Raw genomic sequence first — 18,177 nt, forward strand, 5'->3', positions numbered from 1 at the left:
GTTCCGCATTTCGTAGGAGTATCCCTATGACGAAATCTTCATCGCGAGGCGGCTTCACCTTGGTCGAACTGCTTGTGGTCATCGCGATCATTGGCGTTCTGATCGCGTTATTACTTCCCGCCGTTCAACAAGCCCGTGAGGCGGCCCGGCGAATGCAGTGTTCCAATCAATTAAAACAGATTGGTCTGGCCATCCACAACTATCACGACACACACAAAGTCTTCCCCTGTGCTTCAGCTGTGGGTCATAACTGGGGCACTGTGCATGATTCGCACAAGGGAAGCCCCTATGTGAAGATCCTTCCCTACCTTGAGCAAAACCCTTTATATGAAAACTGCAACTTTCAAGGCGATACGGTCGCAGTAAGCGTTACGCCGGATGGAGACAAAGTCAATTCGGTAGTCATAGATACCATTATTTGCCCCTCGGACGATCATCCGGGGAGATGGAAAGACGGTGCCGCGATTAATGGAGGTTCCAACGGCGAAGACCGCGCATTGACGAACTATTCATTCAGCATGGGAAGCCAGGCAAATTCGCCATGCGGAACGCACAATAACTATTTCGGAAATGGTCCCATTGTCCGCGCCGATACGTTGAATCCTAATCAAATCTCGGGGGTCTTTGGTCACTGGGCATGGGCAGCTCGCATGCGGGACATCACCGATGGCCTGACAAACACAATTGCTCTCGGGGAAATTCGTCCTAAATGTTCGATGCACACTCGCGACGGTTGGATGGGAGTCAATTCGGTCTATACCGGCACCGGAGTGGCTATCAACTTCAATACCTGTGAGGGAGAACCTGGGACGGGTAGTGGATGCAATCAACACTCAGGTCAGTGGGGCGCTTCACAAGGCTTCAAGTCTCGTCACCCGGGCGGAGCTATGTTCCTGTTGTGTGACGGTTCGGTTCATTTCCTCAGTGAAACACTGGACATGGTAACGTATCAGGCTCTCGGGGACCGTCGTGACGGCCAGGTCGTAGGTGAATTCTAATGAGCGGTCGCCAAACAAACTTTCCGACGAAGTGGAACATTCTCGGGAGCGTAGCCTTGCTGGCCTTCGTCACGGGATGCTTCGGAGGGAATGGTTATCCGAAAACGGCACCGGTAAAAGGTGTGATTACGTACAAGGGAAAACCTCTCGCCGATGCAAATGTGTCGTTTATTCCATCTGGTGGAAGGCCTGCCAGTGGAACGACCAATTCGAACGGCGAGTTCGAACTTACTACCTTTGTTCAAGGTGATGGAGCTCTTCCGGGAGAACATCACGTGCTTGTGCAAAAGTTCACCCAGCCTGCATCCGATGAACTATACGCGGAAGTGAAAACAGCTATTCCTAAGAAGTATTCGGAGATCAAGACGTCACCTCTGCGAGAGAGTATCTCCAAGGAAGGTAACGTGGACCTGCGTATCGAGTTACTGGACTAGCCGACACTTTAACAAAAAATTACAAGTACAGATTGTTGCTCGAGTGTGAGCCGTTATATCGCGCACACTCATCGATAAATGGCAAATTGGGTTGCCAGCAGTCATCGCCACAAGTTATCTTGATTCATAGACCTACCTTTCACTAGCCCACCTAAAACTTCAAACGCTTCGTGTGGAACGAATTGCATTCGGGTCATCAGGACGTTTGAACAAGTCCTGACGACGCTTCGAGGCAAGAGCATGATTCGTTACTGCCTGATAATCGGAATTTTGCTTCTTGTTCCTGGGTTTCTGTCCGCAGAAGACCTACCTACACCAGCGGACAAGCAAGCTAGCTTTGAGTCGGACGTATTGCCGATTCTAGAAGCGAAGTGCCACGATTGTCATGGCGAGTTTGGCCAGGAAAGCAACTTTCGACTCGATAAGAAAACGCCGCTGCTACGCGGTGGCGATTCCGGTGAGCCTGGAATCATTGTCGGTAACAGCGAGAAGAGTCATCTGATTCGGCTAGTAGCGGGTCTTGAGCCTGAGTTGAGAATGCCACCGGACGAGGATGACGCACTGTCCAAAGAGGAAATATCGATTCTCCGGGCATGGATCGACCAAGGCGCGAAATGGCCCGGCCCCAATGGTGTCGTCGAAGAAAAGAAGCTAACTACAGATCACTGGGCATTTCAAAAGCTGACGCATATTGATGTACCCAACTTGCAGAGCGACTGGGTAAACAACCCGCTCGATCAATTCATTTTGAAGCGGCTTTCTGACAAAGGTCTGTCTCCCAGTGGCCCAGCCGACCGACGCACACTCATTCGTCGTTTGTCCTTGGATTTGCTCGGTTTGCCACCGCGGCCGGAGGATGTCGACGCATTCGTTAATGAGGAATCCCCTGAGGCCACCGACCGACTCATCGAAAAGCTTCTGGCAAGCCCTCATTTTGGTGAGCGTTGGGCTTCGCACTGGCTTGATCTCGTCAGATTTGCTGAGACTCATGGCTTCGAGACCAATCGCGAACGCCCCAATGCCTGGCGATACCGAGACTACGTGATCCGGGCATTTAACAGCGGCATGCCGTACGACCAGTTCATTCGCGAGCAGATTGCAGGCGACAGTTACGATAGCCCGATTGGTCTAGGGTATCTTGTCGCCGGCCCGTTCGATCAGGTGAAAAGTCCCGACATCAACCTGACGCTCATGCAACGCCAGAATGAACTGGACGATATGATCAATACGACGGGTACGGCGTTTCTTGGTCTCACCATTGGCTGTGCCCGATGTCATAACCACAAGTTCGATCCAATTTCGCAAAGCGACTATTACTCCATGCAGGCCATCTTTGCAGGAGTACAGCATGGTGATATGGAGTTGCCATTATCAGAGGAAAGGATAGAGCGAGCTAAGGCATTGAAGCTGCAAGTTGCCGGGATCGAGAAAGAACTCTCTGCCTATGTGAAGCACTCTCATAGTAGCCGCTTTCTTATGATCGATGACGATCCTGACATTGCCGGAACGAAGGTCAAGTTGCTCAAACCGGTAACCGCAAGAGGGATCAATCTACCTGGCACCGCAGTCGGGCAGGCGAATGATCCTGGCGATGCGAAAAGATCACCCAATGTCAGCGGAGGCAAATATTCGTGGTGGAAGCATAAGCCCGGTGAGCCCGTAATTGCCTGGCATCCTCAAACGGCAGGTACTTATCGCGTCTGGCTTTCCTGGGGATGTGGCTATGATACGCACTGCCAAGACGCTCAATATGTTGTTGACCGAGACGGCGATCCACAAACACGCAACGACTGGGAGGTCTTGGCGATTGTCAACCAGCAGCAGTTTGCCAATGGAGATGTGCAACTGAAGAGCGAGCCGATGTGGAGTGGATTCTTTCATGCGTCGGTTACTAAGTTGGATGCCGACGATCAGATTTTGCTTGTCGGTGGCTCCACCGGTACGGCATTGACAGCGGATGTCTTACTACTGGAAGAGGTGCAACCAGATTCATCAGCGACGCCAGACAAACCGATCTTCCGAGAAGCTGTCTCCGCAACTGCCAACGTCGAGCACATATCTCCCCAGTCGACGAAGTTTGTTCGCTTTACGATTGAGGAAACCAATTCTGGGTCACAGCCTTGCCTAGATGAGCTCGCCATCTTTTCTAAGGGACGCAACGTCGCTCTGGCAAGTGAAGGCTCCAAGCCGAGCGCGTCCGGTTCGTTGTCTGGATATCCGATCCACCAATTGAAGCACATCAATGACGGAAAATACTCAAACAACCACAGTTGGATTTCTGATACCCAAGGTAAGGGCTGGGTTCAAATTGAGTTGCCGAAAGTGTTTGAAGTTGAACGCGTTGAATGGTCGCGAGATCAAGCTGGCGTCTACGCGGACCGGGTTCCTACAAAGTATCGGGTAGAGCTTTCGAACGATGGCGAGGCCTGGAATGAGGTAGCTAGTAGTTCCGATCGGCTTGCGACAGCCATGTCGAGTGAAAACACGCCACGTCAGTATCAGTTCACTCATCTGTCTTCCGCGGATGCTGAATTTGCGAAGGCACTGGTCGAGAAGTTGAAGTTTGCCACGGCAGAGTTGAAAACAATAACCGCCCCTACGAAAGCCTACGCTGGCCGATACCGACAGCCTGGTCCAACGCACCGTCTTTATCGCGGTGAACCGACGGCAAAGCGCGAAGAAGTGCTGCCGAATGCTCCGGACGTGTTTACTGATTTAGAGTTGGCCGCGGATAGTCCCGAAAAACAACGCCGGAAAGAGTTGGCCGATTGGATCGCCTCACGCGAGAATCCATTGACGGCCCGCGTAATCGTTAACCGGATTTGGCAATTCCACTTTGGGACCGGGTTAGTGGATACGCCGAGTGATTTCGGTGCAGCCGGTGTTCCTCCAACGCATCCGGAATTACTCGACTGGCTTGCGATGGAACTCATGGATAATCAATGGTCGCTTAAACATATCCACCGGCTCATTCTACAATCGGCTACCTATCAGCAGTCGAGCCGTCCCGATCCCACGTCTTTGAAGGCAGATGCCGGAACAAGACTCCTTTGGCGATATCCACCTCACCGACTTGAAGCAGAGCCTATTCGTGATTCCATTCTGACAGTTTCGGGCGTCTTAGACCGGACAAGTGGCGGACCAGGCTTCAGTGCCTTTGAAGTCGAAGCGGAGAATGTCCGGCACTACCATCCAAAAACAGAATTCGGTCCGAAAGATTGGCGCCGAATGATCTATATGACCAAGGTCCGCATGGAAAAAGATGCCATTTTTGGCCTGTTCGATTGTCCCGATGCGGCAACGTCTGTCGCAAAGCGGTCTCGCTCGACGACACCACTGCAAGCATTAAACCTTTTCAACAGCGAGTTTGTGTTGCAGCAAGCAGTGTTGTTCAGCAACCGATTGCGTGCGGAATCAGATTCAACAACTCCTCAAATTACTCGGGCGTATCAACTGTGTTATGCGCGTGATCCAAGCCATGAGGAAGTGAAGGCTTGCGAAGCGTTCATTGAAAAGCAGGGCTTGGAAGCCTTTTGCCGAGCGTTGCTCAACAGCAATGAGTTTCTATTCATGCAGTAACGAAGCGATTCAAATCATGAATACTCAAGTTAACTCGAGCGAAAACATGCAGCGTCCCTTAGGGAGTCACCTGTTGCATCGCCGGAACTTTCTTGGCCATACGGTATCGGGCCTGGGGAGCATTGCGTTCTCGATGCTGCTTGCCCAAGACAAACTACTGGCGGAGAATGCGCGATCTGTCGGCGGTCAGGCTCCCATTCGGCCTCAAATCGATCCTGGTAAACCGTTTGCCCCGCGGACGCCGCATGCTCAGGCTGCTGCGAAGAACGTATTGGTGATCTTCTGTTCTGGCGCATGCAGTCAAGTTGATACGTTCGACTACAAGCCAGAATTGATCAAGCGGCACGGTCAGCCCATGCCTGGAGCGGACGAGCTAGTTACGTTCCAGGGGCAACAAGGGAATCTAACCAAGAGCCCTTGGAAGTTCCGCCCTCGCGGTGAGTGTGGCAAGATGATCTCCGACCTGGTGCCCCATCTTGGCGACATGGCAGACGATATTTGCTTCCTACATTCCATTAAAGGGAAAACGAACACGCATGGTCCGGGCGAGAACCTGATGTCCACGGGGTTTACGCTAGATGGTTATCCAAGCATGGGCGCATGGACGACATATGCCCTGGGGAGTGCCAATCAGAATCTTCCTGCTTACGTGGCGATCCCCGATCCTCGCGGTACGCCTCAGGCCTCGGTCAACAATTGGGGACCAGGCTTCTTGCCGGCAGCGTTCCAAGGAACTGACTTTAATGCGAATAAGCCTATTCGTAACTTGGGACGACCAACAGGGATTGACCCTAAATCGGATGCGGCTACGCGTGACTTTCTGAATGAACTGAATGCTCGTCATTTAGAACAGTTTCCGGGAGATAGCGAACTTGCCGCTCGAATCTCGAGCTACGAGTTGGCTGCTCGCATGCAAATGACGGTCCCGGAGGTAAGCGATATCTCGTCGGAGTCTGCGGAAACGCTACTTATGTATGGGGCGGATGATACTCAAAACACGCTTAAGGCGGCCTATGCTCGGAACTGCATTCTTTCGAGACGTTTGATTGAGCAAGGCGTTCGCTTCGTCCAACTATTCAACGGTGCCTATCAGACTGGCGGCGAAGGGGTCAGCAATTGGGATGGGCACAAATCGCTTGAGTCGCAGTACAGTGTCCATGGGCCGGTTCTCGATCAGCCAACGGCGGCGCTTCTGAAGGACTTGAAACAGCGGGGTTTGTTGGAGAACACACTAGTTGTCTGGTGTACGGAGTTTGGACGAATGCCGACCTTCCAGAAGGGAGCAAGTGGGCGAGACCATAACCCGGAAGGATTCACCTGTTGGCTGGCGGGAGCGGGCGTTAAAGCGCCTTTTACTTTTGGTGCCAGTGACGAATTTGGGTACAAGGCTGCTGACAATGTTGTCGATGTTCACGATTTTCACGCGACGATTCTGCATCTGTTGGGTTTAGATCACGAGCGACTAACCTTCTATCACAACGGCCTAGAACGCCGTTTAACCGACGTACACGGCCATGTGATCAAGGACATCCTGGCGTAGTTATTTCCGACGGAAAAGATTGCCATACCGTTGGTAGTCGTTATAGTCGACGGCCTGACGATTCCACTTCGACAGTTCTTGATCGTATCGCTTTCGCATTTCCTGTAGAACTTCTTGGCTAGCGGTGCTAATGGCCAAGTTGGTGAGTTCGAGCGGGTCGTTCTTGGTATCGAATAATTCCTCCACCGGCTTCATCTTGTCGTCAGCGTACCACCAGTATGTGTATTTGAATCGCGCCGTTAGACAACTCAAGCTGTGCGTTGGCAGGGGGCCAAACACGTTGATGAAGGCCATTTGCTCGTGACCTCCGACCCGCGGATTTTGCAGTAATGGCAAAAGACTCTTTCCGTCCATATTCGCGGGAACTGGTACGCCGGCCAGTTCAAGGATCGTCGGGGCAAAGTCAATATTTCCGGTTAATCGATCACACCGCATTTGTTTCCCATTAAGCGGGCTCCGCGGGTCATAGATCATCAATGGCACGCGGGAAGACTCCTCCATGGGCAGAACCTTCGAACCGTAACCGTGCGAACCGCAAATATAGCCGTTATCGCTCGTGTAAATAACGACCGTATTGTCTGCGATGTCTTGGGCTTTTAGTTCATCAAGGATCATGCCTAGTGCCACGTCGATGCCGTAGACCTGTTGGTGGTACTTGGCCATTTCTCCGTCGTAATCGGTGTCGTAATTCCATTCGGTGAACCGAGGATATTGTCTCCCTGACTTGCTTTGAAATGATAGATGCTCGCCGAATTCACGTCCAAAGTTTGCCGGCTTTGTGAATGTCTTGCCTGCGTAAACGTCATCGAATTGGGGGTCTGGGGTCGCCGGTTTGTGGGGAGCTTTAAAACTGATCGATAGGCAGAACGGCTTCTTCCGTTCAACCGATTCGCGAATGACATCTTGGGCGAACGCCGCGTAGGACAAGGTCGAGTGAGGGTACTGAGCGGCGTACTTCTGCATCGACTTGTTCTTCGACGTTTGGTAATTGGTCTGGCTAGGGCCGCCTCCCCAGAAATCGAAGTCCTCAGCACAGAGTCCCTTACCTTTCACGACGATTCCGAACTTCCCTGCAAATGCCGTGAGGTAACCAGCTTCTCTAAGTAGTACAGGATACGACTTGGCCCATACATCTTCATGCATATCCCCATGGCTGAAATTGCACCCGGTTTTATATTCATACATGCCCGTGAAAACGCTAGCTCGACTGGCCATGCAGATGGCGGTGGTATTGTAGTGTTTGTCGAAGATCACCCCATCTCGACCAAGCTGATCCATGTTGGGCGTTTTGACGTCCTTGTTTCCATAGCAACCAACGGAATAGGTCGATTGATCGTCCGCGAAGAGGAAAACAATATTGGGACGTGCTGGCTCGGCCGATTTAAGTTCTGCCTGAGACAAGATAAACAGCAGCATTAGAGCAAGTGTTTTTCGCATCATATGGTCCGGGAGTTTATCAAGGGAAGAGATGTGCGGCAGAAACGTTTAGTGTTTGAGATTTGCAGAAGAGGTCTATCGAGCTTTACGCTTATTGTTCGAAGCAGGCAGAGCGTCGCTAGACATGAGATGCCGGCGCATCTTCTGGATATCTTGTGGGGAAGGGCTTCCTCCGAATTGCTCGAAGTACAGCTTTTGAAAAGGATTGATCTCGGGACCGACAGCGTCTTCGTTGACTAACAGTGGCTGCACGTCTTGCCACCATTGATCATACGCTGAACGAAGTGTGGCCGCGACTTCGGGGTGGGCATCGATCACATTGGTGGTTTCGCCTGGGTCGGTCTTCAGGTCGTAGAGCTCTTGATTGTTGACGAGTGTGAATCGCGAGTTCTGAATAGCTGACTTACTGTACATAGCTTTCTCTACCGTACCAATCTTCCAGCGGCCTGTATGGTGGACAAGCAGGCGTTCAGACCACTTGGCCGCTGGATCTGTCAGGAGAGTCAGCATGCTGCGTCCTTCGAGTTGATGCTCAAGTTTGGGGGTCGTCTTGGCGCCCGTTATCTCCATCAGCGTTGGGAATAGATCGACATGGGCAGTCAACGCATTGCAAGTTTCACCTGCTGGAACGTTACCGGCTGGCCAGCGGACAAAGCAGGGAGAGAGCGTTCCTCCTTGATACGGTGAGTTCTTGCCCCCTCGCAATCCCGAGTCAAAAAGTTTACGGCTGATGCCGCCGCCATTGTCAGTGCCAAGATAGATCAGCAGGGTATTCTCTTCGAGGTCCCAATCTTTGAGCTTCGCCAACAGCTTGCCAAAGTTGGTATCAATATTTTCGACCATACCGAGATACTTGGCCAGTCCATCGCTGATACCCGTCTTGCCTTGGTAGTTCTGGCAGTACTCGTCCGGAACGACGTGCGGACCGTGGGCAGCATTCAGTGAAATGTAAGCAAAGAAGGGCTGCTTAGTTTTCCGCTGCGAATCAATCCACTTGAAAGACTGCTGGAAGAAGAGATCGGTGCAATAACCTTTGGTTTTTTCGAACTTGCCATTGTGCCACAGCGTTGGGTTGATGTTGCTGTTGCCGGGAGCGTCACCACATGAACCGGGAAATGTCTGACCAATACCTCCGGCTCCGTGAATGTAGACTTCGTCAAATCCGCGACTTTCAGGCCGATAGGCTTCCTCGTCTCCAAGGTGCCACTTGCCAAAGATACCTGTGGAGTAGCCAGTGGTTTTGAGCATCTGCGGAAGCGTGAATGTGTCCAGGCTCATTCTCTCTCGCTCGAGGATCGTATGGGTAACTCCGTTCTTGAATTCGTGTCGACCGCTCATCAGAGAGGCACGCGTGGGAGAGCAGGTGGGGCTTACGTGAAACTGTGTGAACAGCAGACTTTCCTTGATGAATCCATCGACGGCAGGCGTCTGCAGAACAGGGTTGCCAAGGCAGCCGTAGTCTCCGTATGCGAGATCATCGGGCATAACAATAATGATATTGGGCCGTGTTGAATCTGCTTCCCCAAAAGTCGTGAATGGAAGCAGAAGCGAGAATAGGACGGCTGAAAGAATTCTATTCATAGCAATGAGAACGTGATGAGTAGAAGGAGATGTCTAAGGATTGAAAAGGTATTTGTTGTTGTTGGCGGTCACTTCGCGTTTCCTTCCAGGGACGCCTTGCCGGTATGTTTCAAGCCCTGGGACGCTGGTTGCCGTTCAGGGACTTGATGATCCAGGGCTTCCACCTCGGTGAAGTAGGCTCCGCCTGCGTTGCCATCTTGGTCGTAGAGGTACGTCACCAATTGGGTAGGGCCAGCGGGAAGTTCGAGATCAAACACGACCCCTTTGCTGCCGGCTTCTACATTCTCACTCAAAGTATTTCCGGCGATCTCGATCTTTGCGCTCTTTGCGACGACAATGGTATCGGCTTCTTTGGGGAGTTGGCGAAGCGTAATTCGGTATCGCCCCGCCTGCTGTACTTGCAGCATCCATGGCCCGGTAATCTTTGGAAGCTTCTTGATCGTACCGAAGTTCCAAGGAGGGTTTCCGGTTGGCATGTACCAGTCTTGCGAGCACAGAACCGTGGGGTTTTCCGTTGGGTTGCCGACGTCGATGCGAACGGGCGTTAGTCGCGGAGAAACCTTATCCCAGAACGGGAGATAATAATCACGCAATTGGACGAGGGCCTCGGGGTGCTTTTCACTGAGATCATGCTTTTGCGCGGGATCTGCCTGAATGTCATATAAACTTTGCTGATCGGAATTGACCAGTCGCCACCGCTCGGTCAACACGACGGAGTACTCCCACGGTTTGGAAGGTAGGCTCGTCGCACCCGCACCGCCGTGATATTGAATGACGTGATGATCTCGTGTCCAGTTGGGTGTAGGGTCGTATAGCAATGGCTTCAACGAGACGCCGTCAGGTTTATAGTCATCTGGTACTGAGAGACCGCACAGATCGGCAAGAGTCGGTAGAACGTCGATGTGGGCCGCGAGTGTGTCGATCTCCTTGCCACCACCAAGACCACCCTGGGGCCAGTGAATGAAGAACGGCACACGATGGCCACCCTCAAAAACGGAAGACTTCTTGCCGCGCATTCCTGCGTTGTAACCAACCAGCGGCTCGGAATCCAAACCCTGAAACTTGCCACCTGCTGCCGTACCATTGTCGGTCATAAAGATAAGGATCGTGTTGTCGGCCAGCCCGAGAGTCTTGAGTCGCTCGCGCAATAACCCAATGTTGTGGTCGATATTCGCAATCATTCCGTAGAAGTTTGCGTTGGGCACGTTTTTGTTGCCGACGTATGGCCTCGCCCATTCTTCAGGGACTCGGTAGGGTCCGTGCGGGGCATTGGTCGGAAGGTAAAGCAGGAAAGGTTTGTCCTGATGCTCTTCGATAAAACGAATTCCTTCTCGGAACCAAACGTCGGTGCAGTATCCCTCGAACTGTTCGAACTTGCCGTTACGTTCGTAGGTGTCATCGAAGTAGTCATTGCCCCAGTAATCGGAGGCTTGCCCGATACCGCCGCAGCGATGCCATACCACGTCCTGAAAGCCCCGGTCTTGTGGTCGATGCGGAGCGTTGTCTCCAAGATGCCACTTACCAATCATGCCGGTGGTGTATCCATTATCAGCAAACAGGTTGGCGATCGTCTTCTCATCGCGATGCAACATCGTACGCCCGGAACTAGTCCGGTATGCCCCAGTGTAACCTGGGTGATTGCCCGTCATTAGGGCAGCACGCGTTGGCGTGCAAAAGGGGCTGACATGGAAATCCGTGAAGCGAACAGACTCGGCACTGAGTTGGTCAAGATTCGGTGTCTTGAGGATTGGGTTCCCATGGCACGCTAAATCGCCGTACCCCTGGTCATCCGTCATCACGATAATGACATTGGGCTTGTCAGCCGCCAATGCAAATGACGTCTGGATGCTGAAAAATGCGAAAAGGACAAGAGACAATGTTTGCAGTTTTGGAAACGTCATGATGCAACTACTCGGCGAATGCCACCGTCATGCTTTCGATGATTGGCTTCGACTTGTTCTCGGTTGAATCAGTCAGACGCATTTCGATTTGAAACCCGTAGCCGGCCGGCAAACCCGAAAGGTCTAGCTCCGCAGGCGTTTTCGCGATTTGCTTCGAAAAGCCTGGTGTGTAGTCGTACTTCTCTTGGACTTCGGTCCAACCGGTCCACTGATCGATCTTGCCATCGTCGTCGGTATCGACTCCGACACGGACCTCAACGGTCTCGACCCACGGACCCGGGCTGACAAAATCGGTCTTCTGCTGTGTGGCGAGGTAGAACTGTCCCTCGGCGAACGCAATATCCGGATCCGGGTGGCCGTTGCCGATATGGTCGCACCATGTGAACTGTTGGTCGATTGAGGGCGAGGTAAACCAGCCCACGCTCATCTGATGCCCGCCCACGGGATCGTAGTCGCCGAAGAGGTAGTACTGACCGCCAATGCAGATCGCTGCCCAGTCACCAAAGGCTTCCTGCTCAGGCTCGTGAACGTTGTACTGGGCAATGTTGGTTTTGAAGTTCTTCGGATCTTCCTTGGCCCAGTGAGGATGTTTGTAGGTGGCTATTTCTCCCGTTGGTTTCGTCCGCATGTCGACAGGCGGCTTGCCGAACTTGAAATCGGTGATGCCATTGCCACTGACGGCATGGCCAGCTAGAGGAGAGTCCCATGAACGTTTGCTGGCGTTGATCGGGCTCCAATCTTCGATGATCACATGCATATTTCCCTGTAGATCGCGAATGAATCCGGCATCCGAACCGTGCGAGGGGTCGCGTACGGCGATGCCCATGTTCTTGCCAGGCTTGCCATCGAAGAGATCTTCATCGACGTAGACGTGTGGGTCTTGGTCATTGGGGAAGTCGTAGTAGATCAATGCCTTGCCATCGACCCACTCAGCACTGGTCACCCACTTGGAAAAACCTTCAGTGACCGGACCGTGATGAACCCAGGTCTTCATGTCCCGGCTCTGCCAGGCATGGTAACCACCTTTACCTGGTTTTAGTCCTCCTGGGGCGTTGTACTGATTGGGGTAGGGCGTGGTTTGCACCGGGTAGTCATATCCTTCCAATGCAACTTCCGCTGGCTGAAACTTTGTATTCTGTTTCCCTTTACCATAACGCCCGAACATCCAGTAGTTGTTAGGACCGACTGTCAGCAGAACCGGCGCGTCGCCCAGGTTAGACGGGCCGATATTGTCTATCGGATTCCAGTTTTGCCAGATCGGTGACTGGGTCAGGGTGAGGGTTTTGGCAGATTGTTTCTTGTCAGTAGCATGAACTTTTGTGGTGATGGTCGCGGTCTTTTCCTTTGGGGAGACCGTTCCATCGGCGACAGAGGCTCCTTGAGCCTTGGCAATATTCTGGTTCCACTCTGCCTCGCTATCGATTTTCCAGTCGGCGGCCTGTAATTGATTACTGGCGAAAAAGGCTGAGACGATTAAGAGTGGCAGGTAGCTGATGGGGCGGCTGAAACTTCGTGGGAATGTCATATTTGCGTGTCTTGAGTGTATTGGAGTAGATGACTAGGGTCTCGATGGGATCGGCTTAAGGTGGCTGTCTGCCTCAATGCAGATGACTTCTTTCATGGTATGGGCGTACAGTCTTTGATTAGCGTAGGTTACGGTAGCCAGCGTCCAGGTTTCTCCGCCAGGACCAAGGTCATTGATGGCGACCAGGGCTTCTGGGGTGAGTTCGTCGGCGTGGGTGTCGATGACGTACACCGTACCTGTTACTACCGGTAGCAAGAGGTACCTGCCGATTAAAACCGGACTAGCTGCAGAAATATGCCCCCATCCCGTTCCTTGGTGCCCTTTGTCTCCAACTGGAAAACCAGCTGCGTTGACCGGCATATTGCTGGGATTGCCCTTACCCCATAGCCATTCGTCTGCTTCACGAGACACAGGACTGGCCATTAACTGAGCAGGCAATTCGAGATACTCAACGACGCCAGTTTCGACATGAATCCGACCGAGAAAGTGAACGTTGTGTGAGAGAAACCAGTGCCAGTCGCCAACGACAATGTTGGCCTGATTGGTATTGGGATGTCCTTTTCCGGCTTTGACTGTAATGTCGGTCTTCTTGCTCCAGACATTCTTCGTGGGATCGAATTTCCAGAGCGTCGCGCCAGTGTACAGTGGCTGCTCACGCAACAGTTTGCCGGACGCGGCATCGAGCACAATATGCTGGCCTCCGCGAAAACCAAAAACACAATTCTGGTTCCAGTGGCTTGCGAATGAAGGGTCATATCCTTTCAATTCAGTGCTCCAGAGCGTTTTGCCTTCTTCGCCCGGTGCGAGACTCGTCAGACTGTGTCCCGTTGGCTTCTCGAGTGGTTGATGGGGACCGCCCCGTGCGTGCGAGATTGCCCACTTGCCATCCGCTGTCTTGCCGACTGTGGGAGTGTTATGGACGACTGTTCCGACCTGCTCACGCCAAAGCACTTCGCCGGTACGCTTGTCGATACCATGTACGTAGGTCCATACTTCTTTTTCGTCAACACCGGTAGGTACGGCTGTGTTACGGGACTGTTGTCCTGGAGCTAACCATTTTTGGATCTTCGCACCCTGCTGCTTGTTGGCGACTTCTACGTACAGGATCGTATTGCCAATTAAGTAAGGTTCGGCTTGCCGGTTGTTGTGTTTGAATCTTGGTGTCCATTCACGTAGCCATATCTCTTGGCCGGACATGTCGTAACACCCCATTGAACCACAGCGGTTGAAGAACCAGACGTGCTCACCATCGGTAATGGGTGCGAAAACGGTTCCGTCTGTGAACCCACCGGCAAGAGAAATAAAGGCCGTTCCCGGTAGTTTGACCTGCCACAACACATCGCCTGTGTCGGCGTCGAGACAGAACCCGAGAATATTCTTCACCGAGTTCCTTTCTTCGGGAGATCCAATAGGCACATGGGTTGTCACGAAAACACGATCCCCCCAGATAGTCACTCCGCTCATGCCTGCTTCTGGCATAGGCGTTCGCCATCGAATGTTTTCATTTCGGGTGACGCTCCACTTAATTGGCGGGTCGCCCTCGATCTGCCAATTACCGCTTGGTCCCGCTGGCTGGTACCAATTTTCCTCCGCTTGAAGGTGGCAATTGCCGGTAAGAGCCATCCCGGAAAAGATGGTTATGATTAGTGTCAGTATTTTGGCAATCCGCGTCATGAGAGGTTTCAATGGAAGAGGGGTAGGGGAGAAGGGGCGTGCCAAGTCGCTGACTAGCGATCGAGCAGGTTATGAGCCGGGCGTGACATCTTTCTTAAATTGCTCAATCGCGCTACGCATTTCTTCGGCGCGTTGGGGATATTGATCTGCCAAGTTGGTGGTTTCCATACGATCATATGTAAGGTTGTAAAGCTGAACGTCATCTTCCTTGACAATCATTTTCCAAGGTCCACGCCGCATCGCCGTCCCCAGTTTGGGCTCATAGCCAAAGAAGATATCTCGGCCAGGGAAATCTTCTTGCTTGAGGAGGTGTCCCTCTAAACTGGTACCGTCGAGATTATCCGGGTTGCTCGTAGTTAGACCGACGATATCCGTAAACGTAGGGAAAAGATCGAAACCAGCAATTAAAGCATCCGACTTGCTGCCAGCCTTGATTTTGCCCGGCCACCAGGCGATAGCCGGCACGCGGTGGCCACCTTCGTAGTTGCTGAATTTACCGCCTCGAAACTGGCGATACTGCTGTGGAGCCATCCCAACGGCGCCATTGTCAGAGAAAAAGAATACCAGAGTATTCTCAGCAAGCCCTTGCTCATTCAAGGTGTCGAAGATCTTCCCGACGCTTTGATCGAGGTCTTCAAGTATCCACTTGTAACGTACACGATTCTTATCGTTGATGAGGTGCGATTTCTCGCCCGGTATTCTCTTTTCCGGTGTGTCTTCAATGGTTTGATAAGGATTGTGTACGGCGGCATGTGAGATGTAGAGGAAGAACGGCTTGTCCTGATGACGCTTGATAAAATCGATGCTACGGTCGGTGATTACGTGCGTCGTGTATCCTGGCATGTTTTCTCTTTTCAGTCCTACACGCCAGCCACCGTGCTGGTGATAGTCGCTTCCGCCATTGAGGAATCCGACGAACTCGTCAAAGCCATGGTGCAGAGGATTGTATTTATCCTGGTGGCCGCAATGCCATTTGCCGAACAAGGCAGTCGCATAACCGTTTTCTTTGAGGACACTCGCGATGGTGGGAACGGATGGCAGAATTCCCTTCTCCGGCTCGCGGTCGCCGACGATAACATCGACAACACCCAGACGCTGTTGATAGCGTCCTGCTAAAAAGGCCACCCGTGTCGGGCTGCACACGGAAGAGTTGGAATGAAAATCAGTGAAACGCATACCCTCGCGAGCCATCTGCTCTAGTCGGGGCGTCTTTACCCAGCCGTCGTACAGTGCCAAGTCGCGGCAACCTAAATCGTCGGCCAGAATAACGACAATGTTAGGAGAACGGTCGACGTCTGCGTAGGCCTTTGTGCTTGCCAGGAGGAGGATGATTAGCGCTAAGAAGCGGGGCGTCATTTCTTACTCCATATGTACCTGGCCTGGCTGTACGCAGTGCGATACGCCGAGGTATACAGGCTTCTTGGTGGGCTAGTTTTGAATGATGGGAATGTTCCCGATACCGATTGGTACGCGATTTAGTGGCGCACTTCGGCCGCTTTCCTTGAGTTCTTTCAGCAGCGATTGCATCGCTTCGCGACGCTGCTGTTCTTTAAAGTATAGGTTCGTTGTCTCTCCTGGATCGTTAGCCAGATGGTAGAGCTGTCCTTTGGAGTGAGGGGCTTGTTCAGGTAGGACGTACTGGGCCATGTTGCCATTGTCGTAGTTATTTCCGCCTGAGCCCTGATGGTCTAAATACTTCCAGTCGTCCACTCGGATTTGGAACTCGCCACGGAAGCTCTGGGTCAAAAGATGGGGCCGGACGGATTCATCAGCGGCCTGTGTCCCGATCATCACTGGCAGCATGTCGAAACTGTCGGTTGCTTGATCGTTGGGAAGCTTGTAGCCGACAACCGAAGCAAGCGTCGCCATGATGTCGGTTGTGTTAGTCATCTGATCGGAGACCCGCCCAGCCGGGATTCGTGAAGGCCAGCGAGCAATAAAGGGGACGCGATGGCCGCCCTCCCATCCATCGCGTTTCATGCCGCGCCAACCTCCGGCCGCGTCGTGATTATGGTCCTGCCGCATCCAGACCGTGTGAAGTGTCTCTGGGCCATTATCCGAATTGAACAGGACAATCGTGTTGTCATCGATATCTATTTCTTTCAGAAGATCGAGTGTCTTGCCAACAATGGAGTCAAGCTCGGCCGCAAAATCGCCACGCGGACCGGCATCGGTAACGTCATTGAACTCAGGCGAAGGTAGCACCGGGGCATGGCAGATCTGCGTAGACAAAACTGCTAAAAATGGCGTTTGTGGCTGTGCTTTGTGGTGCGACGTGATGAAGCTTTTCATCTTGCGATAGAAAAGCTGGTCCGCGCCGACGAAATCATAATGCGGTGGACGCCATCCTTCGTCATTGTCCCACCGCCACTTTCCGCCAGGGTTGGGAAGAGTATCGCGTTTATGCCGGCGGTCAGCTGGCTCGACAACCATGCCATTATGGATGTAAAGGTAGAGCGGATCGGTGTTGGGGCAGTTCGGAGTAATGAATGATTCGTCAAACCCGCGTGCGTTCGGACCATCGATTAACGGAGTGCTCTTTTCATAATCGATGAGGAGGGAATTCTCAAAGCCTCCGCCGAGTCGTTTGCCATCCTTGTCCAGCCAGGTCAGCCCTACGTGCCACTTTCCAAAGACGCCGGTTCGATATCCCTTGGCCTGGAGCATCTGGCCAAGGGTAAGCGTGCCTGGCTTGAGATAGCTCGGGCCGGAAGGCCCCTCAAACGCGCCTCCACCTCGCCCCGTCGAGCGATAAATCTGTTGGCCCGAGAAGAGGCCGTAGCGTGATGGCGAACAGATTGTTGAGGGGCTATGAGCGTCGGTGAAGAGGATCCCCTCGGCTGCCATCTGATCGATCCGAGGGGTCTCGTACTTAGCGTCCGCGTTGTAGCACGATACATCGCCGTAGCCCAGGTCATCGGTATAGATAATGACAACGTTGGGGAGTGCATGCGGATCGACCGACTCTGCGAGCGCTACTGAGGTACAACCTGAAACAGAGAAAGCGACAAGAGTTACAAATACAAATAGACTACTGCTCACCAGGAAGCTTCCTTCTAGCGGGGCAATCCCACTGGCTATCGGCACGGCTACATCGCCGTAGCTTTCAGAACACATTGTAATGTGCCGCAAAAGCTAAAGCGAACCGGATAGCGCTGTGAGTTCAATCAGGCTTGGACCCAAAGTTTGGAAAACAACAGTTAGCTAACTCAGAGTGTGACCAATGTCTGCTGGGTAGTCTTCGTCGAATCGCTGCCCTATTGAAGGGCGTTGTCCTATACCTCGATTGAGGAAAACGTCACAATTGTTATCGCGATTCGACGAGCTTCTGGATATTATAGAAAGGGTTCTAATCCTTCCCGCGCTAGAATTACTCGCTGGTTGCTCATGCCCCTCTGCTTGCCTGCCTGCCATTCCTCCCCAGATGAAAGTCGGCATTGCTATTCGATGCCGCCAACGTATCGCAGTGGTGGAGTGTGTTCGCTTCGAACGAGCAGCGTTTGGTTAG

General features: G+C 52.6%; 11 protein-coding genes. 4 read left to right on the forward strand and 7 right to left on the reverse strand.

The features are described from left to right. The first annotated feature begins 26 nt into the window (after window positions 1–26). The 4 genes from PSR63_RS24460 (at window position 27) to PSR63_RS24475 (ending at window position 6,551) form a co-directional block, all read left to right on the forward strand. Window positions 27–998 carry a DUF1559 domain-containing protein gene (locus PSR63_RS24460; RefSeq protein ID WP_274328446.1) on the forward strand — a complete coding sequence of 324 codons (972 nt, stop codon included), beginning with the start codon at window positions 27–29 and terminating at the stop codon, window positions 996–998. After that, window positions 998–1,432, forward strand: a complete 435-nt coding sequence (locus PSR63_RS24465) for a hypothetical protein (RefSeq protein ID WP_274328448.1) — start codon at window positions 998–1,000, stop codon at window positions 1,430–1,432. Before PSR63_RS24460 ends, PSR63_RS24465 begins: the two co-directional genes overlap by 1 nt. A 240-nt stretch (window positions 1,433–1,672) precedes the next feature. Continuing rightward, window positions 1,673–5,011, forward strand: a complete 3,339-nt coding sequence (locus PSR63_RS24470) for a DUF1553 domain-containing protein (protein ID WP_274328450.1) — start codon at window positions 1,673–1,675, stop codon at window positions 5,009–5,011. Window positions 5,012–5,027: 16 nt separating this feature from the next. After that, window positions 5,028–6,551: a DUF1501 domain-containing protein gene (locus PSR63_RS24475; protein WP_443111065.1), complete on the forward strand. Its 1,524-nt coding sequence runs from the start codon at window positions 5,028–5,030 to the stop codon at window positions 6,549–6,551. Here the strand turns inward: PSR63_RS24475 and PSR63_RS24480 are convergent, their stop codons facing one another. From PSR63_RS24480 to PSR63_RS24510, 7 genes are all read right to left on the reverse strand, one after another. Then, the gene (locus PSR63_RS24480; protein WP_274328452.1) at window positions 6,552–7,967 is read right to left on the reverse strand and encodes a sulfatase family protein; all 1,416 of its coding nucleotides are present in this window, start codon (window positions 7,965–7,967) and stop codon (window positions 6,552–6,554) included. A gap of 96 nt (window positions 7,968–8,063) precedes the next feature. After that, on the reverse strand, window positions 8,064–9,569 hold the full coding sequence (locus PSR63_RS24485) for an arylsulfatase (RefSeq protein WP_443111066.1): 1,506 nt from the start codon (window positions 9,567–9,569) through the stop codon (window positions 8,064–8,066). Window positions 9,570–9,637: 68 nt separating this feature from the next. Then, window positions 9,638–11,470, reverse strand: coding sequence for an arylsulfatase (locus PSR63_RS24490; protein WP_274328454.1), 1,833 nt, complete (start codon window positions 11,468–11,470; stop codon window positions 9,638–9,640). 7 nt (window positions 11,471–11,477) lie between these two features. Further along, window positions 11,478–12,995 (reverse strand): hypothetical protein, encoded by a 1,518-nt coding sequence (locus tag PSR63_RS24495; protein WP_274328456.1) that lies wholly within the window; start codon window positions 12,993–12,995, stop codon window positions 11,478–11,480. 33 nt (window positions 12,996–13,028) lie between these two features. After that, window positions 13,029–14,378 (reverse strand): outer membrane protein assembly factor BamB family protein, encoded by a 1,350-nt coding sequence (locus tag PSR63_RS24500; RefSeq protein WP_274328458.1) that lies wholly within the window; start codon window positions 14,376–14,378, stop codon window positions 13,029–13,031. A gap of 360 nt (window positions 14,379–14,738) precedes the next feature. Next, a complete protein-coding gene (locus PSR63_RS24505) occupies window positions 14,739–16,025 on the reverse strand; it encodes a sulfatase-like hydrolase/transferase (RefSeq protein WP_274328460.1) in 1,287 nt (428 codons plus the stop codon). A 72-nt stretch (window positions 16,026–16,097) separates the two neighbouring features. Continuing rightward, complete coding sequence (locus tag PSR63_RS24510) at window positions 16,098–17,711, reverse strand: sulfatase family protein (RefSeq protein WP_274328462.1); 1,614 nt, start codon at window positions 17,709–17,711, stop codon at window positions 16,098–16,100. Window positions 17,712–18,177: the final 466 nt, after the last annotated feature.

It is taken from the genome of Bremerella sp. P1, assembly GCF_028748185.1.
GTDB lineage: Bacteria > Planctomycetota > Planctomycetia > Pirellulales > Pirellulaceae > Bremerella.

Bases quoted from the DNA above. Each gene is read 5' to 3' on its own strand.
- PSR63_RS24485 (WP_443111066.1), bottom strand. From the start codon at position 9,569: ATGAATAGAATTCTTTCAGCCGTCCTATTCTCGCTTCTGCTTCCATTC.
- PSR63_RS24505 (WP_274328460.1), bottom strand. From the start codon at position 16,025: ATGACGCCCCGCTTCTTAGCGCTAATCATCCTCCTCCTGGCAAGCACA.
- PSR63_RS24490 (WP_274328454.1), bottom strand. From the start codon at position 11,470: ATGACGTTTCCAAAACTGCAAACATTGTCTCTTGTCCTTTTCGCATTT.
- PSR63_RS24480 (WP_274328452.1), bottom strand. From the start codon at position 7,967: ATGCTGCTGTTTATCTTGTCTCAGGCAGAACTTAAATCGGCCGAGCCA.
- PSR63_RS24465 (WP_274328448.1), top strand. From the start codon at position 998: ATGAGCGGTCGCCAAACAAACTTTCCGACGAAGTGGAACATTCTCGGG.
- PSR63_RS24470 (WP_274328450.1), top strand. From the start codon at position 1,673: ATGATTCGTTACTGCCTGATAATCGGAATTTTGCTTCTTGTTCCTGGG.
- PSR63_RS24495 (WP_274328456.1), bottom strand. From the start codon at position 12,995: ATGACATTCCCACGAAGTTTCAGCCGCCCCATCAGCTACCTGCCACTC.
- PSR63_RS24475 (WP_443111065.1), top strand. From the start codon at position 5,028: ATGAATACTCAAGTTAACTCGAGCGAAAACATGCAGCGTCCCTTAGGG.
- PSR63_RS24460 (WP_274328446.1), top strand. From the start codon at position 27: ATGACGAAATCTTCATCGCGAGGCGGCTTCACCTTGGTCGAACTGCTT.